The organism is Bradyrhizobium sp. Arg816 (genome assembly GCF_029989365.1).
In the GTDB taxonomy this organism is placed as follows: domain Bacteria; phylum Pseudomonadota; class Alphaproteobacteria; order Rhizobiales; family Xanthobacteraceae; genus Bradyrhizobium.
The window spans coordinates 48,716-75,110 of the sequence record NZ_JAPRAQ010000016.1; the positions used below are offsets into that span (position 1 = coordinate 48,716).

25 protein-coding genes are annotated in these 26,395 nt (G+C 64.2%); 4 read left to right on the forward strand and 21 right to left on the reverse strand.

The window, feature by feature from the left end:
• Entirely contained in the window at positions 1-870 is an 870-nt protein-coding gene (locus OWC48_RS31070; protein WP_282523408.1) for a VOC family protein, read from the reverse strand.
• 128 nt (positions 871-998) lie between these two features.
• Between OWC48_RS31070 and OWC48_RS31075 the strand changes: the two genes are divergently transcribed.
• The 3 genes from OWC48_RS31075 to OWC48_RS31085 all read left to right on the forward strand — a co-directional run bounded on the left by OWC48_RS31075 (position 999) and on the right by OWC48_RS31085 (position 4,558).
• Complete coding sequence (locus OWC48_RS31075; RefSeq protein ID WP_282523409.1) at positions 999-1,622, forward strand: LysR family transcriptional regulator; 624 nt, start codon at positions 999-1,001, stop codon at positions 1,620-1,622.
• A 388-nt stretch (positions 1,623-2,010) separates the two neighbouring features.
• Positions 2,011-2,961, forward strand: coding sequence for an ABC transporter substrate-binding protein (locus OWC48_RS31080; protein WP_282523410.1), 951 nt, complete (start codon positions 2,011-2,013; stop codon positions 2,959-2,961).
• Between the two features lie 646 nt (positions 2,962-3,607).
• The gene (locus tag OWC48_RS31085) at positions 3,608-4,558 is read left to right on the forward strand and encodes a transglycosylase SLT domain-containing protein (protein WP_282523411.1); all 951 of its coding nucleotides are present in this window, start codon (positions 3,608-3,610) and stop codon (positions 4,556-4,558) included.
• 310 nt (positions 4,559-4,868) lie between these two features.
• On the opposite strand, the gene OWC48_RS31090 is transcribed toward OWC48_RS31085, so the two are convergent.
• From OWC48_RS31090 to OWC48_RS31115, 6 genes are all read right to left on the reverse strand, one after another.
• The gene (locus OWC48_RS31090; protein WP_063982993.1) at positions 4,869-5,087 is read right to left on the reverse strand and encodes a hypothetical protein; all 219 of its coding nucleotides are present in this window, start codon (positions 5,085-5,087) and stop codon (positions 4,869-4,871) included.
• Between the two features lie 207 nt (positions 5,088-5,294).
• Positions 5,295-6,347 (reverse strand): ABC transporter ATP-binding protein, encoded by a 1,053-nt coding sequence (locus OWC48_RS31095; protein WP_282523412.1) that lies wholly within the window; start codon positions 6,345-6,347, stop codon positions 5,295-5,297.
• The gene (locus OWC48_RS31100) at positions 6,340-7,320 is read right to left on the reverse strand and encodes an ABC transporter ATP-binding protein (RefSeq protein WP_282523413.1); all 981 of its coding nucleotides are present in this window, start codon (positions 7,318-7,320) and stop codon (positions 6,340-6,342) included. The genes OWC48_RS31095 and OWC48_RS31100 overlap by 8 nt, the downstream gene beginning before the upstream one ends.
• Positions 7,317-8,138 (reverse strand): ABC transporter permease, encoded by an 822-nt coding sequence (locus tag OWC48_RS31105; RefSeq protein WP_282523414.1) that lies wholly within the window; start codon positions 8,136-8,138, stop codon positions 7,317-7,319. The genes OWC48_RS31100 and OWC48_RS31105 overlap by 4 nt, the downstream gene beginning before the upstream one ends.
• The gene (locus OWC48_RS31110; RefSeq protein ID WP_282523415.1) at positions 8,135-9,058 is read right to left on the reverse strand and encodes an ABC transporter permease; all 924 of its coding nucleotides are present in this window, start codon (positions 9,056-9,058) and stop codon (positions 8,135-8,137) included. The genes OWC48_RS31105 and OWC48_RS31110 overlap by 4 nt, the downstream gene beginning before the upstream one ends.
• A gap of 60 nt (positions 9,059-9,118) precedes the next feature.
• Entirely contained in the window at positions 9,119-10,708 is a 1,590-nt protein-coding gene (locus OWC48_RS31115) for an ABC transporter substrate-binding protein (protein ID WP_282523416.1), read from the reverse strand.
• Between the two features lie 212 nt (positions 10,709-10,920).
• On the opposite strand from OWC48_RS31115, the gene OWC48_RS31120 reads away from it, so the two are divergent.
• A complete protein-coding gene (locus tag OWC48_RS31120; RefSeq protein ID WP_282523417.1) occupies positions 10,921-11,796 on the forward strand; it encodes a hypothetical protein in 876 nt (291 codons plus the stop codon).
• Between the two features lie 13 nt (positions 11,797-11,809).
• Here OWC48_RS31120 and mtnK read toward each other — a convergent pair whose 3' ends face one another.
• From mtnK to nuoG, 14 genes are read right to left on the reverse strand one after another with little or no spacing between them, the layout of a single operon-like run.
• On the reverse strand, positions 11,810-13,102 hold the full coding sequence (gene mtnK / locus OWC48_RS31125; RefSeq protein WP_282523418.1) for an S-methyl-5-thioribose kinase: 1,293 nt from the start codon (positions 13,100-13,102) through the stop codon (positions 11,810-11,812).
• 35 nt (positions 13,103-13,137) lie between these two features.
• Positions 13,138-13,485, reverse strand: coding sequence for a hypothetical protein (locus OWC48_RS31130; protein WP_282523419.1), 348 nt, complete (start codon positions 13,483-13,485; stop codon positions 13,138-13,140).
• 45 nt (positions 13,486-13,530) lie between these two features.
• On the reverse strand, positions 13,531-13,806 hold the full coding sequence (locus tag OWC48_RS31135) for a DUF1467 family protein (protein ID WP_038943027.1): 276 nt from the start codon (positions 13,804-13,806) through the stop codon (positions 13,531-13,533).
• An 11-nt stretch (positions 13,807-13,817) separates the two neighbouring features.
• Positions 13,818-14,222 (reverse strand): methylmalonyl-CoA epimerase, encoded by a 405-nt coding sequence (gene mce, locus OWC48_RS31140; protein WP_282523420.1) that lies wholly within the window; start codon positions 14,220-14,222, stop codon positions 13,818-13,820.
• A gap of 41 nt (positions 14,223-14,263) precedes the next feature.
• Positions 14,264-15,934 carry a ribonuclease J gene (locus tag OWC48_RS31145; RefSeq protein WP_282523421.1) on the reverse strand — a complete coding sequence of 557 codons (1,671 nt, stop codon included), beginning with the start codon at positions 15,932-15,934 and terminating at the stop codon, positions 14,264-14,266.
• Complete coding sequence (locus OWC48_RS31150; RefSeq protein WP_282523422.1) at positions 15,934-16,740, reverse strand: biotin--[acetyl-CoA-carboxylase] ligase; 807 nt, start codon at positions 16,738-16,740, stop codon at positions 15,934-15,936. The genes OWC48_RS31145 and OWC48_RS31150 overlap by 1 nt, the downstream gene beginning before the upstream one ends.
• A gap of 1 nt (position 16,741) precedes the next feature.
• On the reverse strand, positions 16,742-18,178 hold the full coding sequence (nuoN, locus tag OWC48_RS31155; RefSeq protein ID WP_282523423.1) for an NADH-quinone oxidoreductase subunit NuoN: 1,437 nt from the start codon (positions 18,176-18,178) through the stop codon (positions 16,742-16,744).
• Between the two features lie 22 nt (positions 18,179-18,200).
• A complete protein-coding gene (locus tag OWC48_RS31160) occupies positions 18,201-19,709 on the reverse strand; it encodes an NADH-quinone oxidoreductase subunit M (protein WP_282523424.1) in 1,509 nt (502 codons plus the stop codon).
• Positions 19,710-21,782: an NADH-quinone oxidoreductase subunit L gene (nuoL, locus tag OWC48_RS31165; RefSeq protein WP_282523425.1), complete on the reverse strand. Its 2,073-nt coding sequence runs from the start codon at positions 21,780-21,782 to the stop codon at positions 19,710-19,712.
• Positions 21,783-21,790: 8 nt separating this feature from the next.
• Positions 21,791-22,099 carry an NADH-quinone oxidoreductase subunit NuoK gene (nuoK, locus tag OWC48_RS31170; protein ID WP_008547737.1) on the reverse strand — a complete coding sequence of 103 codons (309 nt, stop codon included), beginning with the start codon at positions 22,097-22,099 and terminating at the stop codon, positions 21,791-21,793.
• Positions 22,096-22,734 carry an NADH-quinone oxidoreductase subunit J gene (locus OWC48_RS31175; protein WP_282523426.1) on the reverse strand — a complete coding sequence of 213 codons (639 nt, stop codon included), beginning with the start codon at positions 22,732-22,734 and terminating at the stop codon, positions 22,096-22,098. The genes nuoK and OWC48_RS31175 overlap by 4 nt, the downstream gene beginning before the upstream one ends.
• A gap of 9 nt (positions 22,735-22,743) precedes the next feature.
• A complete protein-coding gene (nuoI, locus tag OWC48_RS31180) occupies positions 22,744-23,238 on the reverse strand; it encodes an NADH-quinone oxidoreductase subunit NuoI (RefSeq protein ID WP_014494864.1) in 495 nt (164 codons plus the stop codon).
• 7 nt (positions 23,239-23,245) lie between these two features.
• Entirely contained in the window at positions 23,246-24,313 is a 1,068-nt protein-coding gene (gene nuoH, locus OWC48_RS31185; protein ID WP_063982981.1) for an NADH-quinone oxidoreductase subunit NuoH, read from the reverse strand.
• 4 nt (positions 24,314-24,317) lie between these two features.
• Positions 24,318-26,393, reverse strand: coding sequence for an NADH-quinone oxidoreductase subunit NuoG (nuoG, locus tag OWC48_RS31190; protein WP_282523427.1), 2,076 nt, complete (start codon positions 26,391-26,393; stop codon positions 24,318-24,320).
• Between the last annotated feature and the right edge of the window lie 2 nt (positions 26,394-26,395).

The window sequence follows — 26,395 nt, forward strand, 5'->3', positions numbered from 1 at the left end:
TCAGTTTGCCTCCTGTTCGACGAATTCGAGCGCCAGACCATGCGCGGTGGCGGGTGGTACCAACAGCACGGCACCGGTCATCGCGAAGCCGACGCCGTTCTGTTTCAGCGTTCGCCCTGTCGCATCCAGATCAGCGACCGCCAGACGCGCCGCGCAAAAGCGCGGCGACGTGCTGTTCGCGAGGCACGGTAGCCGGCGTGCCAACTCGGACGGGTCAAGCAAGGTGATCTGATTGCCGCGCTCACCAATCGTCAGCCGCCCGGGCGCAAGCTCGGCCGTGCCTTCCGTGAGGCGCTCGAGGAAGCGGCGATGCGCCGCCGGCTCCGCCGCCGACATCACCACCTCGACCACACGGAGGGCACCGTTGGGATGGCGCTGATACTGCGCCTTCCAGAACAGTTCCGGCGGGTGACGCTGCTGGCAGGTGAAGAACGCGATCCCGGGCATGGCGGGATCGGTGGCAAAGGCCAGCGAAAACGCGACGCGCGCCGTTCCCCCGCCCGGGAGCACCGCGTCACGGCCGAAATCGAACGGAGCATAATCGCCGATGCGGTCGGCCCTGAAACGCGCGGCATCGGCATGGGCGTCGGTGCTGTGCAGGACCAGCATCGACATTCCCTCTGCGGTCTCAAGAAAATCGCGGTTGTGGGCCGCGAAGCTGAAATGGCTCGGCGTGGCAGGCGGCACCAACGCATTGTCGGTGACGGCCAGCAACTCCAGAAAATTGTCGGCGAACTGCGCCAGGCGGTTGCTCGTTCCGAACGGGTGCACGCCGGTCGGCGTGAGGTTGAAGCCAAGCCGCTGCCAATCCAGCGCGGCCTGTTCCAGATCGTGGACACAAATGACGAGATGATCGATTCGGCGCGGCATGGGGGGTCTCCGGATTGCAGGCCGACCGTATCCGGCGATATCGCCTCAGCGCAAAGCATCATTCCTGCGGTTCAGCGCAAGAAAATCTATTGCAAGCCCAAGGCCCATCGGTGTCAAACTGCGGTGCGATGACCTACGCCCTTCCCCCGCTCAACGCGCTCCGCGCATTCGAAGCCGCCGCCCGGCATCTCAGCTTCAAGCTGGCCGCGCACGAGCTGCACGTGACGCCTGCCGCTGTGGGGCAGCAGGTGAAAGCGCTGGAGGCACGCCTCGGCGTGCAGCTGTTCGAGCGGCTGCACAAGCAGCTGATCCTCACCGCGGCCGGTCAGGCCTATCTGCCCGGGGTCTCCGAAGGCTTTCGCCACATTGCGGAGGCAACCTCGCAATTGAAGCCGGCGGGTGCGGTGCTGCTGCAGTTGGGGGTCCATGGCAGCTTCGATTTGCGCCGCCTCGAATTGGCGGAGTTTCGCAGCGCGCATGTGGAGATCGGTTTGCGGGTGCTGCAGCCGGCCGGCCTGCACGAATTGGTCGAGGGCAAGGTCGACCTCTTGATCGCCCGCGGTCTCGGCCACCATCCGGGCTATCGCTGCGACCGGATCGATGAGGGATCAGGCCTCGGTGATTGGCTGATTGCGCCTGAAGGCACCGCGGATTGCCCCGAGATCGTCAGCTTCCGCGAATGGTTGCGCGCCCTGCCGGCCGAGAACTCGCTCGCCAATCGCCGCCCCCGTCTGGTCGGCATCAGACGATAGGCTTGACCGGCAATCCACAGCCTCGCCGCGACGACGTTGGAGACCTCGGGCAAAACAGGATCAGAACATCATCATGCGGCGATCGCGTGTCTGACGAGCGCTAAGCTCAAGCCCAGCTCGGTCGTTCGAGCCGCACTCGCCTCCTCATCGGGAGCTTGAATGACGGCTCGGCGGTCAGGATCAACCCAGCCTGCTACCGAGCGGATTGGTGGCAATTTGCCCGAAAGCAGACCTATTGTGCTCAGTTCGAGCTTTGTCGTTCATGACCCAAATCAGACATCCAGCCGCTAGGAAGCCCGCTAAACTTGGAATAGCCTGTAGTTGCAAGCACCGAGCGGAGAAATCTAAAACGTCGCACTTTGCGGAGACGCCTTAGCCTGGAGGCGGTATGAGACGCCGCGAGTTTATGACCCTTCTCTCCGGTGCGGCGATGAGCTCGAGCGTTGCACGAGCGCAACAGCCCGGGCGACAGTATCGCGTTGCAATCTTAGCAACAGCGGGACCGCAAACCCTCCTCGATGAACTTGGCCAGGCCGGATTTGTCGAGGGACATAATCTTGAGATCGATAGTCGGGCCATTGGCGTAGCCCCCGCCTCTTACGCGAAGGTCGCCGTTGAGTTGACCAAGGCGCTGCCGGATGTGCTCGTGGTATTCGGACCAGACGCGGCTCGTGCTGCACAGAACGCAACTCAGCGCGTTCCCATCGTTGCGCTTGCCGATGACTTGCTTGGCAGCAAACTGGTCGCCTCAATGCCGCATCCTGAGGGCAATACAACAGGCGTCGCGATCTTTGCATTTCAGCTCGATGTGAAGCGATTGGAGTTGCTGCATGAGGCACTTCCCGGAGCTCGAAGAATAGCTTTGTTTGCCGATCACGAGCCAATACGAAACTTCGAAGCTCTCGAAAGTGCTGCGCATGCATTCGGCATCGAGGTCGTTCCATTTTCCGCACGGTCCGAGACCGAAGCCATCCGTGCCATAGATGCTATGAAGGCGACGCCGGTCGACGCAGTTAATGTCTTGGCGTCCCCTATCCTGGGCGGCGCTCTTCGTTTTCTGATCCGCGACCGCTTTGCCTTGCATGCCTTACCAGCCATTTTGCAATGGCCCGAAGAAGCTGAGGCGGGCGGCCTGATTGCTTATGGGCCCCGATTAAGCGTGGTCTTCCGCCAATGCGCCCGTCAGGTCGCGAAGCTGTTGCGAGGCGCTAGAGTCGTCGATGTGCCCGTTGAGCAACCAACTGAGTTTGAGTTGATCATCAATCTCAAGTCCGCCAAAGCGCTGGGTGTGCAAATTTCACCGGCGCTGCTCGCCCGTGCCAATGCCACCATCGAATGAGACCGTGACTTCAGCTTTTGGCCCGAAGGCGATGTTCGCGATGACGTCCGAAGAGTCAGCCGTTGAGGTCAGACCGGACATGGTGCGGCAGGCGCTGTGGTAAGCTGCAACGCTCTGGCCCGAGCGGAGACAACGGTCACGGCAGACCTGAGTTTGGCTAGATCGGCTCCGCTGAGACCGACGCGAGCGGTCGTAAAGCGGATTGCGATTGTCCATCCCAGCGAACCGTGCTCGGGTCTTGCGACGTCGCGGCCTCGAGATGCTTGGGAGCGGCGTGCGCGCGGGCGCCGGTCTCGATGCGCTAACGCGCGAAGATGCCTCGTTTAGCGATAGTTGCGCGATATGGCGCCCGCCCTGTTCCTCGGCAGGAGGCGCATCACAACCGCAACTTCCAATTTAGGCAATCTTGGCGACGCGGCCGAGACTGGCCGCACCTGCGCCACAGGTGCGCCCCATTGTCATCCCCTCGCCTCCTTAATCTGCGTGCCAAGTCGGGGACATAAATGGGGGGACCGCGGCCGCGCGGCTGGCGACATTGAAGATTTGGCAAGCAAGCTGTATTGCCGGCGCGCTGACAGCGACTTCGCTTGCCGCGATTGGTCAGATCACGTTACCGCGCCCAAGCATCGCAACGCCGAATGCAAGAGTGGCTGATGCATTCAGCGGCATCCCGCTGAATGTGACGACGGTCCTGACAAATGCCGGCGCCGCGTTTCCGGCCCCAGCCATCGAGACGAAATTCGATACAGGATTGTCGGCTAATGCGATCGTTGCGGCGGGATTCAGCGCCGCGGCGCCGGACTCGGTGCCGCCGTCCGGTGTAACCACTTCGCAAGGGCCAATGTTGCAGGTCGCCAGCCTTGAGGCAGCGTCGCCCGAGAACTCGGCAACGCTACTGCAGGACCGTCCGCCCGTTGCTTCGCCCAATCCGGGCGAAGGCAAATCGTCGTATCTCAAATATTACGTCTACTCGGAAATTCCGCCGCCGGAGAAACCCGCAAAGATCGCCTTGTCGGCGTTGAGCGACGTTCCGCTCGGAACGCCCGTCCAGGAGATCGAACGTGCAGCCGAAGCGTTCGGTGTCGATGTCAATTTCATGAAGGCGGTCGCCAAAATCGAATCCGATTTCAATCCCAAGCAACGCACCGGCTCCTATATCGGCCTGTTCCAGCTGAGCAAGTTTGAATTCAGCAAATATGGATCGGGCGACATCCTCAATCCTCGCGACAACGCTATGGGTGCCGCCTACAAGTTTCTCAGCGAGGCTGCGCTATTCGAAATACTGACGCAGAAGAAGCCGACCTTTTCCGACCTTTACCTGATCCACCAGCAGGGCTGGGAAGGAGCCGCCCAACACATCAGCCGTCCGCAGCGGATTGCCTGGAAGTCGATGTGCGCAACCCAGGAGGGCTCGGCGAAGGGCGAGCGATGGTGCAAGCGCGCTATCTGGGGTAACACGCTGCCTGCGGTCAAACGCGAATGGAAGTCTGTCGATAGTCTCACCTCGGGTGCGTTCGTGGCGATGTGGCGGGACCGCGTCGACACGCTCTATGCCCGCTATCCTGTGCTAACTGCGGCGGCCGAACGCCCGAGATAGAACAGCTTGCGACTGCCCACACGCACACCCCTTAGCCCACATTCGTTTCGTCGAGAAACTGTGTCGGCAATCTAGTTTCCGGCGCCGGGTAGGTTTGCGTTCCGCTTAGAGACTGGGTGGTTGTTCGGCTCCGGCGGCCGGATGATCCAACACCTCGACCGGTGCCGCTCCGCGGCCCGGACTGCTAGATTATTCACAGGCAATCACGTCCGCCGATGGCCCTTAACAGACCTATGGACGCTGTAGTGGATTTGTCGGCTGCTGACCCAACTGAGACATTGGCGCGAGGCTTCTGTCCCGCGTTTTGTGTTTAGGACCACGGCGGCTCTTCGCTCTTCCCGACCGCCTCGTGGTGGGTCGTGACACCCGCCGAACGCAAGCCGGTCAGCAATACGGTTCTCACAGAGGCCGGATCGAATCCAATATCCTTGGCGTTTGGTGGATGAGCCTCGCTGCCCTTCAACCGGAGCGCCAAGTGCAATTGCTCGCAAAGGTGCTGAACGACGAGATTGACCTGATCGTCAGTCATGATCTGCCTTTCCTGCTACATCTTGCTACCGAACCATGTAGCACACATGAAAATAGGGCGGTACGCGATTGGACCGCGCCAAGGATCAACCCCACGCGATGGCTCATGGGCGGGCCCCAAAAATCGTCCGCCCGTCAGGGCGGACCGGGCGTGACTAGCGGGCCACTGGAGCGACGCTTCTGACCGCGACGAACGCGCCTTCCATCCCTAGGGATGCCCGCCCTCGGTCGAAGCCAATTGCATCTGCCCCGCAATCTCGTCAGCCCGCCAGCATCGCACCGCGTGCCCGTCGGCTCGCGTTTCCAGCACCGGCCCCGGCTCGTGGCGACACACGGCCTCCGCGTACCGACAACGCGGGCTGAAGGCGCATCCGTTCGGCGGATTGAGCGGATTGGGGAGATCGCCCCCTGTCGTCGCTAGCGGTGCATGACGCAGCGGATCGGGGATGGCGGCGATCAGGGCTTGCGTGTACGGGTGCGCCGGCCGCTCGAAAATCTCGCGCCAGTCGCCATTCTCGACGATGCGGCCGAGATACATGACGGCGACGCGGTCGCTCATGTGCTCGACGACGCCGAGGTCGTGGCTGATCATGATATAGGAAAGACCAAGCGTCTCCTTCAGTTCCAGCAACAGGTTGATGATCTGGGCGCGGATCGAGACGTCGAGCGCCGACACGGGCTCGTCGCAGATGACGATTTTGGGATTGAGAATCAGGGCGCGGGCAATCCCGATGCGCTGGCGCTGGCCGCCGGAGAATTCATGCGGATAGCGGTCGGCCTGCTCCGGCCGCAGGCCCACATGCCGCAGCATCATCGCAACACGGTCCTCGATCTCGCTTTTTGCGGTCACGCCATGCACACGCAGGGGATCTTCAAGCGTGCGGCGGACGGTCTGGCGGGGATTGAGCGAGGCGTAGGGATCCTGAAAGACGATCTGCACGGTGCGGGCCAGCGACTTTCGGTCGCCGGATTGCCTGTTCGTCACCACCTGCCCGTCCAGCACGATGCGACCGCGCGTCGGCGTCAACAGACCCAGGATCGACAATGCGACCGTCGACTTGCCCGAGCCGGACTCGCCGACGAGGCCGAGGCATTCGCCTCGTCTCAGCCTGAGATCGACACCGTCGACGGCACGGAGCACCCGCCGGCTGCGGCCGAGCCAGCCGCCCCCCATCGGAAAATGAACCGCGAGATCTTCGACGCTGAGAATGACATCGTCGTCCGGCCTCGCATCACTCCGCATGGATTGCGGCTCATGCATGGTGGTAACACCGGACGAAACCGCCGGCCTCCAGCAAATCCGTCTGCGGCGCAACCGTGCGGCAAATCCCGGTGGCCTGCGTACAGCGCGGATTGAACCGGCAGCCCTCCGGGAAATTCGTGATGGCTGGAACCACGCCCGCGATCTCCTTGAGCCTGGTGCGGCCAAGCGCGGCCCGACTGCCCAGCCGCGGCAGCGAGGCGACCAGGCCCTGCGTATAGGGATGCGAAGGCGCTCGAAAGATATCGGCCGAGCCGCGCTCCTCGACGATGCGGCCGGCATACATGACGGCGACGCGGCGGCAGACATTGGCGACGAGGCCGAGATCGTGGCTGATCATCAGGATCGCCGTCCCCCTCTCGGCGCACAGATTGCGCATCAGCTCGATGATTTCGGCCTGCACGGTCACGTCGAGCGCGGTGGTCGGTTCGTCGGCGATCAGAAGATCCGGACCGCATGCGAGCGCAATGGCGATCATGACGCGCTGACGCATGCCGCCGGACAGCTGGTGCGGGTAATCGTTGACGCGCCGCTCCGGTGCGGGGACGCGGACGCTCGCCAGCGCCTCGACCGCCAGCTTATTGGCTTCCCGCCAGCTCTTGCCCTTGTGCAGCACGAACATCTCGGCGATCTGCCGCCCCACCGGCGAGACCGGGTTCAGCGCCGTCATCGGCTCCTGGAAGATCATGGCGATGCGATTGCCACGCAGCTCCCGCTGCCTGGCCGCGGAAAGGTGCTGGATCTCCCGCCCCTCAAACCGGATGACGCCGCCGCCGATCGACAACGGTTGCCGCAACAGCCCGATCAAGGCGAGCGCCGTGATGCTCTTGCCACAGCCGGATTCGCCGACCAGCCCGAATGTCTCGCCTCGATCGATGCGGAATGAAATACCCTCGGCCGCCGCGACGCGCCTCACCCCGTCGTCGAGATCGATGCGCAAATCCTCGACTTCGATCAGCGGCGCGCCCGTCATGTCCGCCGGCTCCGCGACTGGGGATCGAGAATGTCGCGCAGGCCGTCGCCGAGCAGGTTGAGGCCGAGCACCGTCAGGAAGATGGCAAGGCCCGGAAAGACCGAGAGCCACGGCGCCGTCGTGATCTGCTCGCGAGCATCCGACAACATGCTGCCCCAGCTCGGAAAGGGCGGGCGGACGCCGAGGCCGAGGAACGACAAGGCGGCTTCGGACAGGACCGCGCTGCCCATGCCGAGCGTGCCGATCACGACGATAGGTCCGAGCATGTTCGGCAAGAGCTGCGTGATCATGATCCTGAGATCACCGTAGCCGAGCACGGTCGCCGCCTGCACATAGCCCTGGCTCCTCAGCGACAGCGCCGAGGCCCGTGCGATCCGGCAGGTAAAGGACCAGTTGGTCAGGCCGAGCGCGATCAGCAGGCTCGTGAGGCCGGGGCCAAGCACCGCCATGATGGCGAGCGCGAAGATCAGCGAGGGGATTGCGAGCATCAGATTGGTCAGGCCGTTGACGAAATCGTCCCACCAGCCGCCCCAATAGCCCGCGCTCAAGCCCAGCGCGACGCCGATGACGCTGTTGATGAGCTGCGAGACGATACCGACGGTCAGCGAGACGCGCGCGCCGTAGACGACGCGGGAATAGATGTCGCGGCCCTGGTCGTCGGTGCCGAACCACCAGGTCCAGCTCGGAGGCTCCTCCGCGTTCATGAGGTTGGCGTCCAGGACGGGATCGGTGTGCGCCAGCCAGGGCGCGAGCAGGCCAACCAGGATCGCGAGCGCGAACAACGCGCCACCGATGATGAGATTGGCGCGGAGCTTCATGCGTATCTGATCCTGGGATCGATCACGCCGTAGAGCACGTCGATCAGCAGATTGATCGCGAGAAAGGCCAGCACCACCACGAGAATGGAGCCCTGGACGGCAGGAATGTCGCGCTGGAGCACACTGTCGACAAGCAGCGAACCGATGCCCGGCCAGGAGAATAGTTTCTCGACCACGACCGCCTGCCCCATCAACCCACCGAACTGAAGGCCGACGGTGGTGAGAATGATGACGAGCGCGTTGCGCATCACATGCCACTTCACGACACGGGTCTCGCTCATGCCCTTCGAGCGCGCGGTGCGGACGAAATCAGCGGTCATGATCTCGAGGACCGCGGCGCGCGTCGTGCGGGCAAATAGCGCCATCGGCGAGACGCCGAGCGTCACGGCCGGCAGCAGCAGATATTTCAGCCCTCCATCGCCATAGCCGAAGCTCGGCAGCCAGCCGAGCTTCAACGCAAACAGATACATCAAAACCAGCCCGAGCCAGAATTTGGCAATGGAAAGGCCCGACACCGCCAGGACCATGGCAAGCGTATCGACGATGCCCCCTGGTTTCAGCGCTGCAATGAAACCAAGTGGAACACCGATCAGAATCGCAAACGTCATGGCCGTGAAGATGAGCTGCAGCGTCGGCCATGCCCGTTTGGCGATCATGGTCGTGACAGGCTCGCGGGTCCGGAACGAGGTGCCGAAATCACCTGTTACGAGCTTGGCGATGTAGACGCCGAAGCGCAGATAGAGGGGATCGTCGAGGCCGAGCTGCTTCTTCATGCGCAGCTCGACCTGGGGATCGCTGTCGTCGCTCATGGACGAGACGATGCTGCCGGGAACGACGCTGAACAGCACGAAGACCAGCAGCACGACGGCGAGCACGGTCGGAATGGTTTGCAGGAGACGGCGGAGCAGGAACGAGAGCATCCAGGCTTTTCCTCTCTCCCCCCACCGCTCGTCGCGATGGAGGGAGCGCGAGAGCGCATGTCACTTCGCGGGCGAGGTCTCGTCGACCCAGAGATCTTCGACGTTCTGATGGGTCAGCTCCGTCGCATTGAGCTGAACGCCCTTGAGCCACGGCTGCACCGCCATGACCGCCTTGTTGTAGTTGAAGAACCAGACCGGCGCTTCCTCATAGAGCAGCGCATTGGCCTTTTGCAGCAGCTCGGTGCGCTTTGCGGCATCGTCGGCCTGCCCTGCCGCATCGATCAGCTTGTCGAAATCGGCATTCTTGTAGTTCATGTAGTTGCAGGCCGGCTGCGGCGTCGAGGAGTGGAAGCATTTGAGCGCGGCCTGCGGATCCGGGCCGGTCGCCTGCGAATAGATGAAGGCCTGGTAGTCGCCGCTGCGCACCACTTCCGCCAGCACCGCGGTCTCGACCTGCTTGACCTTCGCCTTGATGCCGACCTTGTCCAGCATCGGGATCACGGCCGAGACGATCGGCAGGCCCCAGCTTTCGTTCTGGCTGGTGGTCCATTCGAACTCGAAGCCGGAGGGATAGCCGGCCTCGCTAAGCAGCTGTTTGGCCTTGGCGGGATCGTAGGGATAAGGCTTCATCGCCTTGTCGTAAGCGGGCGAGGTCAGCGGCAGCCAGCTGGTGGCGCGATAGGCTTTGCCTTTGACCAGCTTGTTGATGATGAGGTCGGTATCGATCGCGTAATTGATCGCCTGCCGGACGCGCTTGTCGGTGAACGGCTTGAACGAGGGATTCATGCCCATGTAGCGCGTGAAGACCTCGGCGACCTCGACGATGGTGCCCTTGAGGTCGGCGTCGGACTGATAGGCGACGTATTGCGCAGGGCCCAGCACCGAGGTGTCGATCTCCTTGTTGCGGAAGGCGACATCGCGCGCCGCGGCCTCACCCATGATCGACACGATGACCTTGTCGGCGTAGGGCTTGCCGGGCTTGTAGAACCGGTCCCACCGCTCCAGAACGATGCGCGAACCCGGCACGTGCTCGACGAATTTGAAGGGCCCGAGACCGATCGGCTTCTGGATGAAGCTCTCCTTGGCGGCCTCGTCGGCGGGATAGATCGAGGTCAGCGCCGTGAAGAAGTAGAAGCCCGGATCGACTTTCTCGGTCAGCTTCATCTCAACGGTGAAGTCGTCGATCTTCTTGAGGCCGGAGATCTCCTTGGCCTGGCCCTTCTCGACCGCGGCCGCGCCCTCGATCACGCGGACAAACCGCGCGCCGGGATAGGCCTTGGTGCCGTCCATGATGCGGTTGTAGGACCAGATGACGTCGTCGGCCGTCATCTTGCGGCCGTTGTGGAAATAGGCGTCGTCGCGCAGCTTGAAGGTGTGAACGAGACCGCCGCCCGAGACCACGTCCTCCTTGGCGAGCTCCAGAACCGGCTTGCCCTCCGCGGAATTCCAGATGTAGAGCGACCGGTGCAGCGCCTTGGCGTAGATCTCGTCCTGGGCGCGCTGTGTGGTGTGAATGTCGAGGCTGGTGAAGCTCGAGCCGTAGGGCGCCGTCATGCGGATGGTTCCGCCCTTGCGCGGCGCCTGGGTCTCTGCCGGGGCGGCGAGCGCCAGACCCAAGCCGGCGACAATCGCGATCATCCTGAACATCATGTGTTCCCCCAACAACGCAGGCATTCCGATCAGGGATTTGATCATTCGCAGCCTGTCGAATGCAAGCTCCGTTTTGGTGGCAGCCGATGCCGGTTCCTGAGGCAACCGGTTGACGCAGTGCGTCATCGAACGACCGGGACCAGTGAACATTTCTCGTGATCAACGCGACCAAGCTCAGGATCGTTATCTGAGCCCCAGGGATCGCGGAAAAAATGAATCGCCGAACGCTAGGTATCTTGCTTGCGGGCGGACTGGTCGCCGCCACGGCGGCGATGGCAAGCCCGGTCACGGCCAGCCTTGGCCGGTACAGCGAGGCGGACAGCATCCGGTTCAGCTGGAGTCGCACCACCGGCGTGAACGACTATCTTGACGAAACGTGGTGGGCGGTCCGGAGCCATGACACTCCGGATAATTTCGTCGAACGACTGCTCAGCATCCCCGTCGGCGCCGTCGCACGGGGCGCAAGTGCGGGTTTCGAAGCCAGGGTTTCCCAGGGCACCGGTCTGCCACTGCCCGAGAGCTGGAGCATCGCTACGGCGAAGAATTCGCCGTTCATCACGTCGGTCTACGCCGAGACCCCGCGCGATCTCGCGGCCGTGCTCGGCTTCTATCGCGCCGAGCTCGGCAAGCGTGGCTGGATCGAGACGGTGGTCGAACCGGACCGGGCCGTGATCACCTTCACGACGGCCCGTGGACCGGTCCTGCTCCGGCTTTCCCGTCAGGACGACAGGACAATCGCCGAACTTTCGCTGCGCAAGCCGGGTATCGCGAATGCCGGCCTCCTGCCGAGGCCGAGGCAGGCAAAGCTGATGCTCGGCAACAAGTCGGACGAGGCGGCGGTCATCACCGTCGCCGACCAGACCGTCAAGCTGGCGGCGCACGCCGGCGAGAAACTCGCGCACTCGGACTCCGCCGCAGCCGAAATACCGGACAGCCAAAAGATCGATCTGCCGCCCGGCAAGTACAAGGTCGCCCTCAAGGTCGAGGACGGCATGGTCCAGAGCCGGGAGTTCGAGGTCGCGGCCAACGAGACCTGGGGTCTGCTGGCCGGCACGGACGGCGTCCTGCTGCCGATGCGGCTTTATTGAAGCGCATCGGCCCCTAGCCGTTCGCAAACTCCGGCATCCAGTCCCGCAGCTTTCGTGCAGTGCCGGTGACGTCGGCAATCGTCCCAAATGCCCCCGTCTCCACCATCATCGCGCGCGCCAGCCGCACGGCGCGGGCCTCGCTGATCGCGCGCTTCTTCGGGTCCTCGATCAGCTCGAAGTCGATATTGTGGGCGAGGCCGAAGATGCGGCGGAGGGTTTTGGCGGCGGCGAAGCCGACGGTGTCAGTGAACAGCCGCTGCATGTAGGTCTGCCGCTCGGCTTCCAGGCGTGCGGCGCCCTTCTCGCCGGCGAAGAGCGAGGCCGGATAGGCGTCGCCGGTGGCGCCAGCGCGCCAGAGATCGAGGAACTTGCCGGCGAACCAGCTCCAGACCTGCTCGACCGTCTCCAGCACCCAGCTTTCGAACGCCTGCCGCTCGCCCGGCGCGCGCTCGTGGCCGGCGGAGGCGAAATAGGCCATCAGGAGGTTCGCAAGCACCGCGCCAACGTCGAATCCCATCGGGCCGTAGAATGCGAATTCCGGATCGATCACGCGCGTCTGGCTCTCCGTCACCATGATCGAGCCGGTGTGGAGATCGCCGTGGAGCAGTGCCTCGGGGCTTGCCATGAACTTCAGCTTCAGCCGGGAGATCGCGACATGCAACTCCATGTCATCGCGTAGCTCTGCGGCCAGGCCGTCGAGATAAGGCGCGGTCCAGCGGTTCTGCTCGGCAATGCGGTAGGGATCGGTGAAGATTAGGTCCTCGGTGATCTTGCAGAGCGCGTGGTTGCCGGCAAAGGCCGCGATGCCCTGCTTCTTCTCGGCCGCCGACAGCGCGAGGTCGGAGGTGAAGAACAGGGTGCGCGCCATGAAGGTGGTGATGTCGTCCACGAAACCGGGATATTGCGTTGCGGCGACCATCCCCTTGCGCATGATGATGTGGGGCTCGAGCAGCTCCATCACCGTCAGCGCCAGCGTCTCGTTGTGGTGCAGCAGGGCCGGCACGAGGCCGGGCGCGAGCTGGGCCTGCTTCGACAAAGCGAGATATTCGTAGTGGGCCCGCGACAGCGGCAGCGGCCAGCTCTCGCCGACGAGGCGGACGTAGGGCAGCGCCTGCTTCACGGCGACGCCGCCGCGCGCGCCCTTGACGATGAAGACGAGATTGAGATTGCCGTCGCCGACCTCGGTGATGCCCCAGGCGGCCGGCTCGCCGCCGAGGAGCGCCTTGAGGTCGGGAATGCCCGCGAGATAGGCCCGCAAGGCCGCCTCATGCAGAATCCGGTAGTCCCCCGCCTGCCCCTGCGCCATAACGATCCCATCCCATGCTTGGCATGGCCGGATCGTTACTCCCGCTCCAGGAAGCTCGAGCCGATCTCGGCCTTTCTTTTGATGGGATCGTAATCACAATAGATGCTGTCCGCCACCAGCGTGTAGCTGGCGCTGACGGTGTATTTGTCCAGCTTGACCGAGTTCAGGCCGATCACCGAGGTGCTCTTGCCCCCGTTCCACTTGAACGGCGTCGAGCTCTTGGCCTGCTCGCAGGCCATCACGGCTTCGTTGAAGACAGAGCCCTCGACGAATGCCTTCAGCGTTCGGACCTGCACGGCCATCCTCCACTCGAAATAGCCGATGGCGCCAAGGCCGGCGACGATCAACACCAGCAGCGCGATGACGATCCGCTGAAAAGTCATTCGTTCCCCCAACAACGATTTAACCAGGAAATCCCAGCAAGAAACCTAAAACGGCATTCCCATCAATTTGGACAAGCGCTCGATCGAGAGATAGCCCGCATGATAGGCCGCGATGCCGATCCCGTAGATGATCGCCGAGATGATCGTGGTCCAGATCAGCTTGCCTCTCATCCGCGTCAGAACCGGTGCGCCGGGGTCGGTGCCGGGCGCGCCGACGCCGTCCTCGTGCTGGCTGCGCACGCCGAACGGCAGCGTCAGGAACAGCGCGATCCACCAGATCACGAAGTAGATCGCAAGCGCGGTCGATATCTGGATGGCCATGATCCGGCGCCCTACGCCTGCTCGATTTCGACCAGCGCCCCGGAAAAATCCTTCGGGTGCAGGAACAGCACCGGCTTGCCGTGGGCGCCGATCTTCGGCACGCCGTCGCCGAGCACCCGCGCGCCCTCCTTCATCAGCGTGTCGCGCGAGGCGATGATGTCGACGACCTCATAGCAGATATGGTGGATGCCGCCGTCGGCATTGCGCTCGAGGAACTTCGCGATCGGTGAGGCCTCGCCGAGCGGCTCGATAAACTCGATCTTGGTATTGGGCAGCGTCGCGAACACCGTGGTGACGCCATGCTCGGGCAGCGCGACCGCCTCCGAGATCTGCGCCCCGAACGCCGCGCCATAGATCTTGGCGGACTTGACGGCGTCCTTGGTCGCGATCGCGACGTGGTTGAGGCGACCCAGCATGTTTCTTCTCCCTCAGCGCATGATCCGAAGACCATGCTCAACTACACCGTCAGGACGTGTACCAGACAGGGGGGCTTTTTGCCCCAATGTTCGTTGATGACGGCCCGGACAGCGCGTCGCACCGACTCGGCCAGGGCATCCGCATCGCGGCGGCGCGCCTTCGGCAGGCCCTCGATGGTGGAGACCACGGCGTCGAAGACGATGTCGTCGAAAGGCTCGCCGTCCCGGTTCTTCTCGGGAATGCCGACGAGATCGACCTCGGGATCGTCGGCAAGCTCGCCCTGCTCCGTCATCGCGACCGCGACGAAGGCGCAGCCGGAGAAGGCCATGCGGCGGCGCTCGACCACGGCGCGGGACTTGGAGTCCTCCAAGATCGTACCGTCCTTGTAGAGACGGCCGGAGGGCACTTCGCCGATGATGCCGGGATCGCCCGGGCCGAGCTTGATCAGGTCGCCATTGCGAACGACCAGCACGCGCGGCACGCCGGCGGCGCGCGCGAGCTTGGCATGCTCGTTCAGGTGCAGCGCCTCACCATGGACGGGGATCAGGAGCTGCGGCTTGGTCCAGGCGATCATGTCGCGCAATTCGTCGCGGCGGGGATGGCCGGAGACGTGGACCAGATGGTCGCGGTCGGTGAGGACCTCGACGCCCTGCAGCACCAGATTGTTGATGATCGAGCCGACGGCCTTCTCGTTGCCCGGGATGGTGCGCGAGGAGAAGATCACGCTGTCGCCGCGGTTGAGCGTGATCTCGGGATGGTCGTCATTGGCGATGCGCGCCAGTGCCGCGCGCGGCTCGCCCTGGCTGCCGGTGCACAGCGCCAGCACCTTGTCCTGCGGAAGATGGCCGTAGACCTCGGGCGAGCGGAAGTTCTGCACGCCGTCGAGATAGCCGGTCTCGCGTGCGACCTGCACCACGCGCTCCATGGCGCGGCCGACCACGACGACCTCGCGATCGGCAGCCCTGGCCGCGGCGGCGACGGCCTTGATGCGCGCGACGTTGGAGGCGAAGGTCGTCACCGCGACGCGGCCCTTGGCGGCCTTGACCAGGTCGATGATGGTTCGCGCGACCTCGGCTTCCGAGGGCGAGCGGCCGTCACGCACGGCATTGGTGGAATCACCGATCAGGGCCAGCACGCCCTCCTCGCCCAGTTCGCGCAGCCGCTTCTCGTCGGTCGGGCTCCCCAGCGTCGGGGTCGGGTCGATCTTCCAGTCGCCGGTGTGCAGCACCGTGCCCACCTCAGTGTGGATCGCCAGCGCGTGCGCCTCGGGAATCGAATGCGCGACGGGAATGAACTCGACGTTGAACGGGCCGATATCGACGCGGCCGCCCGACGGCACCACCGTCACCGGGATCTTCGGCGCGTTGCGCTCGGCGGCGCATTTGGCCTCGAACAGCGCCGCGCTGAACTGCGTGGCGTAGATCGGGCATTTCAGCTTCGGCCAGAGGTCGATGATGGCGCCGAAATGGTCCTCATGGGCGTGGGTGAGCACGAGGCCCATCAGATTCTTGCGTTCCTTCTCCAGGAAGCTGATGTCGGGCATGATCAGGTCGATGCCCGGCAGATGCTCCTCGTCGCCGAAGGAGACGCCGAGATCGACCGCCAGCCAGGCGCGCTGCTGGCGGTTGCCGAGGCCGTAGATCGACAAATTCATGCCGATCTCGCCGACGCCGCCGAGCGGCGCAAATACCAGTTCGTCAGGCCTTGCCATCACGCAGCTCCCACGGAGGCGGCCGAGCCGAAGAACACCTCGCCGGCCGCCACCGGCAGGCGTCGGCCGTCAACGGTGCGGACGATCAGGCAGCCGGTGTCGTCGATGGTGTCGAAAATGCCTTCCAGCGTCATCGTCCCCGTGTTGATCGCGACCCGTTCGCCGAGGCCGCAGGCGCGCTCCAGCCAGAGCCTGCGGATCTCCGCAAAGCCGCGGCCATTGTCCCAGATGCCGAGGAACTCGACCCAGGCGTCCGACAGCGCCGAGAACAGCTCTTCCGCGCTGATCTGGACGCCGAGTGCGGCCAACGAAACGGCCGGCGTCGGCGTCCCCTCCGGCGCCGCCACGACGTTGGTGCCGATGCCGACGACGACGGCGAGACGATCGCCGATAGCCTCGGCTTCGAGGCCGATACCGACCAGCTTCTTGCCGCCCGCAAGGACGTCATTCGGCCATTTCAGGGCGTATCTGGGCCGGTCAGGACCAAGCCGCAACGCGGCCTCGAGGCTGACCTTCTCCAGGGCGGCCTCTTCCGCAAGCCCCGCCGCAAACCCGATGGTGGCGGCAACAGCAGGCGCAATATCCAGGACCTCGAGGACGCTGGCGGCGAGATTGCCCTTCGGCGCGACCCAGGCGCGCTGGCGGCGCCCGCGGCCGGCGGTCTGGTCCGACGTCACGAACCACATCGACCCCGGTTCGCCGGCCCGTGCGTGCTCGATCGCGTCGGTGTTGGTCGAGCCGGTCCGTTCGAAAGCTGCGAGCCTGTAGCCCGCCGAGAGTGCGCGAGGACCGAGCGCGAACCCCATCCTAAAACAGCGACTTTGCCGCGGCGGAGGCGACGCTCACCACCGGGCCCGCAAACAGCGCGAACAGGATGTTGAACAGGCCAAAGACCGCCAGCACCGTCTTCACCTCGACGCGCACCGGATCGACCTGGCCGGCCGGCTCGTCGAAGTACATCGTCTTGACGATGCTGAGATAGTAGTAGGCACCCACCACGCTGGTCAGCACGCCGATGACGGCGAGCGTGAACAGGTTAGCCTTGATGGCGGCGACGAAGACGTACCATTTGGCGAAGAAGCCGGCGAGCGGCGGGATGCCCGCGAGCGAGAACAGCAGCATCGCGAACATGAAGGCGAGCAGCGGATTGGTCCGCGACAGGCCGGCGAAATCGCTGATCTGCTCCACGGCCTGGCCGTTGCGCTTCATCGCAAGGATGATCGAGAACGAGCCGAGCGTCATCGCCACATAGATCACGATGTACATCAAGACGCCCTGCGCGCCTTCGACCGTGCCGGAGGCGAGGCCGACCAAGGCAAAGCCCATGTGGCCGATCGAGGAATAGGCCATCAGGCGCTTGATGTTGGTCTGGCCGATCGCGGCGAAAGAGCCGAGCGCCATCGAGGCGATTGCCACGAACACCAGGATCTGCTGCCACTGCGAGACGATGCCGGGGAATGCGGTGAGCGTGACGCGGGTGAAGACCGCGAGCGCGGCGACCTTCGGCGCCGAGGCGAAGAAGGCGGTCACCGGCGTCGGAGCGCCTTCGTAGACGTCCGGCGTCCACATGTGAAACGGCACCGCCGAGACCTTGAAACAGAGGCCGGCGAGCAGGAAGACCAGGCCGAACACCAGGCCGATATTCGAGACGGTCGCGGCCGCGGCGATGCCGGCAAAGCTCACGGTGCCGGTGAAGCCGTAGATCAGCGAGGCGCCGTACAGCAGCATGCCCGACGACAGCGCGCCCAGCACGAAGTACTTCAGGCCGGCTTCGGTCGACTTGGCGTTGTCGCGGTTGGAGGCCGCCACGACATAGAGCGCGAGCGACATCAGCTCGAGGCCGAGATAGAGCGAGATCAAATCGCCGGCCGAGATCAGCACCATCATGCCGAGCGTCGAGAGCAGCACCAGGATCGCGTATTCGAAGATCCGGCGCGACGGGTCCGACAGGAACTCGGTCGACAGCACCAGCGTCACCGCCGAGCCGATCAGGGCCAGGATCTTCATGAAGCGGGCAAAATCGTCGACGATGAAGCTGCCGCCGAAGGTGACGTGCTTGCCAGCGGGCTGTGCGTAGACGAGCACGCCGACCACGACCAGCAGCAGGACCGCAAGCGTCGTGACGGTCCTGGTGGTCCCCTGCCCGCGATAGGCTCCCAGCATCAAGAGTGCCATCGCGCCGACCGCGAGCACAATCTCGGGCAGCACCGGCGCCAGTTGATAACCTGCAGTCTCAAAGCTCATGGCGATATCCTGACCTGCCCGATCACTGGAGCAGTGCGGCGGCCTTCACGGCCGTCACAGCGGTGTTGTAATTGTTGACGAGTTGCTGGACCGAGACGGCCGACATATCGAGCACCGGCTTCGGATAAACGCCGAACAGGATCGTCAGCGCGATCAGCGGGAACAGCGTCACGCACTCGCGGAAAGTGAGATCCTTCATGCTCGTCAGCGACGGCTTGACCAGCGCCCCGAACACGACCTTGCGGTAGAGCCACAGCGCGTAGCAGGCCGACAGGATCACGCCTGTCGTGGCGAAGAACGCGGTCGGGATCGAGACCTTGAAGGTGCCGAGCAGCGTCATGAACTCGCCGACGAAGCCGGAGGTACCGGGCAGACCGACATTGGCCATGGTGAAGACCATGAAGGTCAGCGCGTAGAGCGGCATCCGGTTGACGAGGCCGCCATAGGCCGCGATCTCGCGGGTGTGCAGGCGGTCGTAGACGATGCCGACGCAGAGGAACAGCGCGCCGGAGACGATGCCGTGCGAGATCATCTGGAACATGCCGCCGGCGACGCCCTGCATGGTGCCGGCGAAGATGCCCATGGTGACGAAGCCCATATGCGCCACTGACGAGTACGCGATCAGCTTCTTCATGTCCTCCTGCATCAGCGCGACCAGCGAGGTGTAGATGATGGCGATGGCCGAGAGCGTGAAGATCAGCGGGGCGAAGTCGTGCGAGGCCAGCGGGAACATCGGCAGCGAGAAGCGCAGGAAGCCGTAGCCGCCCATCTTCAGCAGGATCGCAGCCAGCACCACCGAGCCCGCGGTCGGCGCCTCGACGTGGGCGTCGGGGAGCCAGGTGTGCACCGGCCACATCGGCATCTTCACCGCGAACGAGGCGAAGAAGGCGAGCCACGCCCAGGTCTGCAGCGACCGCGGCACGGCGGTGTGCATCAGGGTCGGGATGTCGGTGGTGCCGCCGTTCCAGTACAGCGCCATGATGGCGAGCAGCATCAGCACCGAGCCGAGCAGCGTGTAGAGGAAGAACTTGAAGGACGCGTAGACCCGGCGCGGACCACCCCAGACGCCGATGATCAGGAACATCGGGATGAGGCCGCCCTCGAAGAACAGGTAGAACAGCACGAGATCGAGCGCCGAGAAGGTGCCGATCATCAGCGTTTCCAGGATCAGGAACGCCATCATGTATTCGCGGACGCGGTTGGTGATCGCCTTCCAGCTCGCGATGATGCAGAACGGCATGATGGCGGTGGTCAGGATCACCAGCGGCAGCGAGATGCCGTCGACGCCCATGTGGTAGGTGATGCCGGTGGCGAGCCAGTTCGCCTTCTCGACGAACTGGAAGTCGGCGCTCGACGGATCGAAGCGCATCACCAGGATCACCGACACCGCGAAGGTGATCAGCGTGGTCCACAGCGCGATCCAGCGCGCATTGCGCCGGGCCGCCTCGTCATCGCCGCGGCTGAGATAGACGATCAGCGCGCCAACCAGCGGCAGGAACGTCGTGACCGAAAGGATTGGCCAGGTTGTCATTTACTGGCCTCCAAAGCCGAACATGAACCAGGTGATCAGGCCGGCGGCGCCGATCAGCATGGCGAACGCGTAGTGATAGAGATAGCCGGTCTGGATCTTCACCACGTTGCGGGTGACGTCCAGCACGCGGGCCGAGATACCGTCGGGGCCGAGGCCGTCGATGATGAAGCCATCGCCCTTCTTCCAGAGCTGATATCCGATCCACTTCGCCGGACGGACGAAGATGAGATCGTAGAGCTCGTCGAAGTACCATTTGTTGAGCAGGAACTGGTACAGCATCGGCTGGGTGTTCGCGAGCTCGACCGGCAGATACGGCCGGCGGATGTAGAACAGGTACGACACCAGGAAGCCCAGCACCATCATCACCGTCGGCAGGAAGGCGATGGTCTCGGGGATGTGGTGCATCTCCTCGATGATGTGCGGGTTCATCTTCACGGACTCGCGGAAGAACTCCTCGACGCCGTGACCGGCGAACAGCTCCTTGAACGGGAAACCCGCGACGATCGAGCCGACCGCGAGAACGCCGATCGGGACCAGTATCCAGAGCGGAGCCTCATGCGCAGCCTCGTAGTGATGCTCGTCATGGGGCTCGCCGTGGAAGGTCTTGAAGATCAGGCGCCAGGAGTAGAACGAGGTCAGGCCGGCGGCGACGACCGTCATCACGAAGCCGTACATCGCGAACGGATTATGCGAGGCGTAGGCGGACTCGATGATGGCGTCCTTGGAGAAATAGCCCGCCGTGAGCGGGAAGCCCGTGAGCGCCAGCGTGCCGATCACCATCACCGCATAGGTGTAGGGGATCTTGCGCCAGAGGCCGCCCATGTTGCGGATGTCCTGCTCGTGGTGCATCGCGTAGATCACCGAGCCGGAGCCCAAGAACAGCAGCGCCTTGAAGAAGGCGTGCGTGAACAGGTGGAACATGCCGACCGAATAGGCCCCTGCTCCCATCGCCACGAACATGTAGCCGAGCTGCGAACAGGTCGAGTACGCGACGATGCGCTTGATGTCGTTCTGCACGAGGCCGATGGTCGCGGCGAAGAACGCCGTGGTGGCGCCGAAGAACATCACGACGGCCTGCGCATTCGGCGCGAGCTCGAACAGCGGCGACAGGCGCGCCACCATGAACACGCCGGCGGTGACCATGGTCGCGGCGTGGATCAGCGCGGAGACCGGGGTCGGGCCTTCCATCGCGTCCGGCAACCAGGTGTGCAGCAGGAACTGCGCCGACTTGCCCATCGCGCCCATGAACAGCAGGAGGCAGGTCAGGGTCAGCGCGTCGGCATGCCAGCCGAGGAAGTCGATGGTCTTGCCGGTCAGGCTCGGCGCCGCATGGAAGATGGTCTCGAAATCGGTCGAGCTCGTCAGCATGAAGATCGCAAAAATGCCGAGCGCGAAGCCGAAATCGCCGACGCGGTTGACCACGAAAGCCTTGATCGCCGCCGCGTTCGCCGACGGCTTCTGGTACCAGAAGCCGATCAGGAGATAGCTGGCGAGACCCACGCCTTCCCAGCCGAAGAACAGCTGCACGAGGTTGTCGGCCGTCACCAGCATCAGCATGGCGAAGGTGAACAGCGAGAGATAGCCGAAGAAGCGCGGCCGGTACGGATCCTCGTCCATGTAGCCGATGGAATAGAGGTGCACGAGCGAGGACACGGTCGTCACCACCACCAGCATGACGGCGGTGAGCGTGTCGACCCGCAGCGACCAGTAGACCTGGAGGTCGCCGGAGAGGATCCAGGGCAACAGCGGAATCCGCATGTCGTGGTGCATGAAGCCGACATCGACCAGCGTCATCCAGGACAGCGCCGCCGAGACGAACAGCAGAGCGGTCGTGATCAGCTCGGCGCCGCGCGAGCCCGCGGCCGGCGGCTCGACCGGGCCGTGGTCGTCATGCGCGTGATCGTCGTGGCCATGATCATCATGGGCAGCCGACGCGTGCGCGTCGCCGTGGCCATGGTCGCCGTGATGCTCGACCGCGTCACCCGAGGGGTTGCGGGCATGCGCGCCGAACAGCGCGATCAGGCCGGCAAGGATGGCGCCCAGCAGAGGCAGAAAGACAATCGCCTGAACCATGACTGAGCTCAGCCCTTCATCAGATTGACGTCCTCAACCGCGATCGAGCCGCGGTTGCGGAAATAGACCACCAGGATGGCGAGACCGATCGCGGCTTCCGCAGCCGCAACAGTCAGCACCAGCAATGCGAAGACCTGGCCGACGATGTCGCCGAGGAAGGTCGAGAATGCCACGAGGTTGATGTTGACCGAGAGCAGGATCAGCTCGATCGACATCAGAATGACGATGATGTTCTTGCGGTTCAGGAAGATGCCGAGGATCCCGAGCGTGAACAGGATCGCGCCGACCGCCAGATAATGTCCGAGCCCGATCGTCATTTCACCCACTCCGCCGCGTCGCTGTCCTGGAGCCCCTGCCCCGGCGCCACCTTGCGCATCGCCATCGCCATCTCGGGCGTGCGTGCATTCTGAACGTTGATGTCCTGCCGCTTCACGTTCGCCTTGTGGCGCAGCGTCAGCACGATGGCGCCGATCATGGCGACCAGCAGCACCATGCCCGAGAGCTGGAAGTAGTGGATGTACTTCGTATAGAGCACGAGCCCGAGCGCCTCGGTGTTGCTGACATTGGTCGGGATCGCCGCCGTGATCGTCTTGGAGACGCCGGGGTTGATGACCCAGAAGCCGACGGTGAGCAGCAGCTCGAACAGGAAGATGCCGCCGATCACGAGGCCCACCGGCAGGTACTCGATGAAGCCCTCGCGCAGCTCGAGGAAGTCGACGTCGAGCATCATGATCACGAACAGGAACAGCACCGCGACGGCGCCGACATAGACGACGATCAGGATCATCGCGAGGAATTCGGCGCCCATCAGCACGAACAGGCCGGAGGCGTTGACGAAGGCCAGGATCAGGTACAGCACGGAGTGCACGGGATTGCGCGAGACAATCACCATCACCGCCGAAGCGACGCAGACGCCGGCGAAGAGATAGAAGAACAGCGCGGGAAGGATCATGCTCTCATCTCACCGGTACGGCGCGTCGAGCTCGATCGCTTTCGCGATCTCGCGTTCCCAGCGGTCGCCATTGGCGAGCAGCTTGGCCTTGTCATAGAACAGTTCCTCGCGGGTCTCGGTCGCGAACTCGAAGTTCGGACCTTCGACGATGGCGTCGACCGGACAAGCCTCCTGGCAGAGGCCGCAATAGATGCACTTCACCATGTCGATGTCGTAGCGCACGGTGCGGCGGGTGCCGTCGTTGCGGCGTGGGCCGGCCTCGATGGTGATGGCCTGCGCAGGGCAAATGGCTTCGCACAGCTTGCAGGCGATGCAGCGCTCTTCGCCGTTCGGATAGCGGCGCAGCGCATGCTCGCCGCGGAAGCGCGGCGAGATCGGGCCCTTCTCGAAGGGATAGTTCAGCGTCGGCTTCGGCTGGAAGAAATAGCGCATGGCGAGGAAGAACGCCGAGACGAATTCCGACAGCAGGAGCGAGCGTGCAGTGGCGTTGACATTGATACCCATGACGGCCTCACTTCGGCGCGATGCCGGCGAAATGCAGCACGCCAGCCACCACGACCACCATCGCCAGCGACAGCGGCAGGAACACCTTCCAGCCGAGGCGCATCAGTTGGTCGTAGCGGTAGCGCGGCACGATCGCCTTTGCCATCGCGAACAGGAAGAACATGAAGAACACTTTGAGCGAGAACCAGATGATCCCCGGCACCCAGTTGAAGGGCGGCAGGTCCACCGGCGGCAACCAGCCTCCGAGGAACAGGATCGTCGCCAGCGCGCACATCGTGACGATCGCGACATACTCGCCGAGCATGAACAGCAGATACGGCGTCGAGCCGTATTCGACCATGAAGCCGGCGACGAGCTCTGATTCAGCTTCCACGAGGTCGAAGGGCGGACGGTTGGTTTCCGCCAGCGCCGAGACGTAGAAGATCACGAACATCGGGAACAGCGGCCACACATACCAGTTCAGGATGGTGAGCTGCGGCAACCCGATCAGGCTGGCGAGGCCACGGGCATGCTGGGCCTCGACCACGGCCGACAGGTTCAGCGTACCGGCGCAGAGCAGCACCGTGATGATGACGAAGCCGATCGAGACCTCGTAGGACACCATCTGCGCCGCCGAGCGCAGCGCGGCCAGGAACGGGTATTTCGAGTTCGACGACCAGCCGGCCATGATGATGCCGTAGATCGACAGCGACGAGATCGCGAAGATGAAGAGCACGCCGACATTGATGTCGGAGATCACCCAGCCGAGATTGGTCGGGATCACCGCCCAGGCCGCGAGCGCGAGCACGCATGAGACCAAGGGAGCAAGGAGAAACACGCCCTTGTTGGCGCCGGACGGGATGATCGGCTCCTTCAGCACGAATTTCAGCAGGTCGGCGAAGGACTGCAGCAGGCCCCAGGGGCCGACCACGTTCGGGCCGCGACGGATCTGCACCGCAGCCCAGATCTTGCGGTCGGCGAGCAGGATGTAGGCGATCGCGACCAGCAGGACGACGAGCACCAGGACGCTCTCCGCGACCATGATGATCAGCGGCCAGAGGAAACCGGTCCAGAATGCGCTTTCGAAGAATTCCATCGGCTCACTCCGCTGCGGTCAGCATCTGCCCGGAGGCAAGCCGCGAGCATTCCGCCATCACGGCGGACGCACGCGCGATTGGGTTGGTCAAATAGAAGTCCTCGATCGCCGCCTTGAACGGCGCCTTCTCGGGCGAACCGCCCTTCCCGGCCAGCTTCTTGATCTGGTCGGCGGAACCGGCCTCGATCTGGTCGAGACGGATCAGGTGCGGCACGGCCTTGAAGATCGCCTGGCGAAGCGCCGACAGCGAATCGTAGCCGAGCTTCTTGCCGAGCGCCTCCGACAGGGCGCGCACGATCGCCCAGTCCTCGCGGGCTTCGCCCGGCGGGAACGCGGCGCGGCCGGTCATCTGCACGCGACCTTCGGTGTTGACGTAGATCGCGGACTTCTCGGTGTAGGCGGCGGCCGGCAGGATGACGTCGGCGCGATGCGCGCCGCGGTCGCCATGGGTGCCGATATAGACGACGAAGGTGCCATCCGACGGCTTGATCTCGTCGGCGCCAAGCAGGAACAGCAGGTCCAGCGTGCCGAAGGTCGTCATCTGCGCCGCGTTCAGCCCGCCCCCACCGGCGACAAAGCCGATGTCGAGTGCGCCGACGCGCGAGGCGGTCTCGTGCAGCACGGCAAAACCGTTCCAGCCGTCCTTCACCGCGCCGACATCGAGCGCGAGCTTGGCGGCGGCGGCGAGAATGGCGGCGCCGTCGTGACGCGAGGCCGCGCCCGCGCCGACCAGGATGATCGGGTTCTTGGCGTTCTTCAGCACGTCCATGAAGGAGTGCTTGCCGGCCGCGAGCTCGCCGAGCGTGTCGGTGCCCGCACCCAGATGATCATAGTCGTAGGTCAGGTCGACCTTGGCGCCGATCACGCCGACCTTGAAGCCGCCGGCGCGCCAGCGCTTGCGGATGCGGGCGTTGAACACGGCCGCTTCCTTGCGCGGATTGGCGCCGATGATGAGCAGCGCGTCGGCCTGCTCGACGCCGACCAGCGTCGGATTGAAGATGTAGGAGCCGCGGCCGAGCGCGGGATCGAAGGCGTCGCCGCCCTGCACGGCCAGATTGCCCGAGCCGTATTTGGCGAGCAGGTCCTTCAGCGCGAACATCTCTTCGACGCCGGCGAGGTCGCCGGCGATCGCGCCGATGCGCTTGCCGTCGGTGCGCGCCGCCTTCGCGGCGATCGCGGCGAAGGCTTCGGGCCAGCTCGCAGCGCGCAGCTTGCCGGCTTCGCGGATATAGGGCCGGTCGAGGCGCTGGGTGCGCAGGCCGTCGACGACGTGGCGGGTCTTGTCGGAGATCCACTCCTCGTTCACGGCCTCGTTGATGCGCGGCAGCACGCGCATCACCTCACGGCCGCGGGTGTCGACGCGGATCGCCGAGCCGACGCCATCCATCACGTCGATCGACTGAGTCTTGCCGAGCTCCCACGGGCGCGCCGCAAAAGCATAGGGCTTCGAGGTCAGCGCGCCGACCGGGCAGATGTCGACGAGATTGCCCTGCAATTCGGACGTCAGCGCGTGCTCGAGATAGGTCGTGATCTCCATGTCCTCGCCGCGGCCGGTGGCGCCCATCTCGGGCGCGCCGGCGACTTCCGCCGAGAAGCGGACGCAGCGCGTGCACTGGATGCAGCGGTTCATCGAGGTCTTGACCAGCGCGCCGAGGTATTTGTCCTCGACGGCGCGCTTGTTCTCGGCGAAGCGGCTGGTGTCGACACCATAGCCCATCGCCTGGTCCTGGAGGTCGCACTCGCCACCCTGGTCGCAGATCGGGCAGTCCAGCGGATGGTTGATGAGAAGGAATTCCATCACGCCTTCGCGCGCCTTCTTCACCATCGGCGAACGCGTGGAGATTTCCGGCGGCTCGCCCTTGGGGCCCGGACGGCAATCGCGCACGCCCCAGGCGCAGCTTGCGACCGGCTTCGGGCCGCCCTTCACTTCGACGAGGCACATCCGGCAATTGCCGGCGATCGACAGCCGCTCGTGATAGCAGAAGCGCGGAATCTCGGCGCCCGCGGCTTCGCACGCCTGGAGCAGCGTGTACTCGGCGGGGACATCGATCTCTTTGCCGTCGATGATGAGCTTGGTCATTC

Excerpts from the sequence above, each read along its gene's own strand:
- OWC48_RS31095 (WP_282523412.1), bottom strand. The coding sequence starts at position 6,347 with ATGCATGAGCCGCAATCCATGCGGAGTGATGCGAGGCCGGACGACGAT.
- OWC48_RS31150 (WP_282523422.1), bottom strand. The coding sequence starts at position 16,740 with ATGGGGTTCGCGCTCGGTCCTCGCGCACTCTCGGCGGGCTACAGGCTC.
- OWC48_RS31120 (WP_282523417.1), top strand. The coding sequence starts at position 10,921 with ATGAATCGCCGAACGCTAGGTATCTTGCTTGCGGGCGGACTGGTCGCC.
- nuoI (WP_014494864.1), bottom strand. The coding sequence starts at position 23,238 with ATGGGTATCAATGTCAACGCCACTGCACGCTCGCTCCTGCTGTCGGAA.
- OWC48_RS31105 (WP_282523414.1), bottom strand. The coding sequence starts at position 8,138 with ATGAAGCTCCGCGCCAATCTCATCATCGGTGGCGCGTTGTTCGCGCTC.
- nuoG (WP_282523427.1), bottom strand. The coding sequence starts at position 26,393 with ATGACCAAGCTCATCATCGACGGCAAAGAGATCGATGTCCCCGCCGAG.
- OWC48_RS31130 (WP_282523419.1), bottom strand. The coding sequence starts at position 13,485 with ATGACTTTTCAGCGGATCGTCATCGCGCTGCTGGTGTTGATCGTCGCC.
- nuoK (WP_008547737.1), bottom strand. The coding sequence starts at position 22,099 with ATGACGATCGGGCTCGGACATTATCTGGCGGTCGGCGCGATCCTGTTC.
- OWC48_RS31070 (WP_282523408.1), bottom strand. The coding sequence starts at position 870 with ATGCCGCGCCGAATCGATCATCTCGTCATTTGTGTCCACGATCTGGAA.
- nuoL (WP_282523425.1), bottom strand. The coding sequence starts at position 21,782 with ATGGTTCAGGCGATTGTCTTTCTGCCTCTGCTGGGCGCCATCCTTGCC.
- OWC48_RS31145 (WP_282523421.1), bottom strand. The coding sequence starts at position 15,934 with ATGGCAAGGCCTGACGAACTGGTATTTGCGCCGCTCGGCGGCGTCGGC.
- OWC48_RS31115 (WP_282523416.1), bottom strand. The coding sequence starts at position 10,708 with ATGATGTTCAGGATGATCGCGATTGTCGCCGGCTTGGGTCTGGCGCTC.
- OWC48_RS31175 (WP_282523426.1), bottom strand. The coding sequence starts at position 22,734 with ATGATCCTTCCCGCGCTGTTCTTCTATCTCTTCGCCGGCGTCTGCGTC.
- OWC48_RS31100 (WP_282523413.1), bottom strand. The coding sequence starts at position 7,320 with ATGACGGGCGCGCCGCTGATCGAAGTCGAGGATTTGCGCATCGATCTC.
- OWC48_RS31075 (WP_282523409.1), top strand. The coding sequence starts at position 999 with ATGACCTACGCCCTTCCCCCGCTCAACGCGCTCCGCGCATTCGAAGCC.
- nuoN (WP_282523423.1), bottom strand. The coding sequence starts at position 18,178 with ATGAGCTTTGAGACTGCAGGTTATCAACTGGCGCCGGTGCTGCCCGAG.
- OWC48_RS31090 (WP_063982993.1), bottom strand. The coding sequence starts at position 5,087 with ATGACTGACGATCAGGTCAATCTCGTCGTTCAGCACCTTTGCGAGCAA.
- mce (WP_282523420.1), bottom strand. The coding sequence starts at position 14,222 with ATGCTGGGTCGCCTCAACCACGTCGCGATCGCGACCAAGGACGCCGTC.
- OWC48_RS31080 (WP_282523410.1), top strand. The coding sequence starts at position 2,011 with ATGAGACGCCGCGAGTTTATGACCCTTCTCTCCGGTGCGGCGATGAGC.
- nuoH (WP_063982981.1), bottom strand. The coding sequence starts at position 24,313 with ATGGAATTCTTCGAAAGCGCATTCTGGACCGGTTTCCTCTGGCCGCTG.
- mtnK (WP_282523418.1), bottom strand. The coding sequence starts at position 13,102 with ATGGCGCAGGGGCAGGCGGGGGACTACCGGATTCTGCATGAGGCGGCC.
- OWC48_RS31110 (WP_282523415.1), bottom strand. The coding sequence starts at position 9,058 with ATGCTCTCGTTCCTGCTCCGCCGTCTCCTGCAAACCATTCCGACCGTG.
- OWC48_RS31135 (WP_038943027.1), bottom strand. The coding sequence starts at position 13,806 with ATGGCCATCCAGATATCGACCGCGCTTGCGATCTACTTCGTGATCTGG.
- OWC48_RS31160 (WP_282523424.1), bottom strand. The coding sequence starts at position 19,709 with ATGACAACCTGGCCAATCCTTTCGGTCACGACGTTCCTGCCGCTGGTT.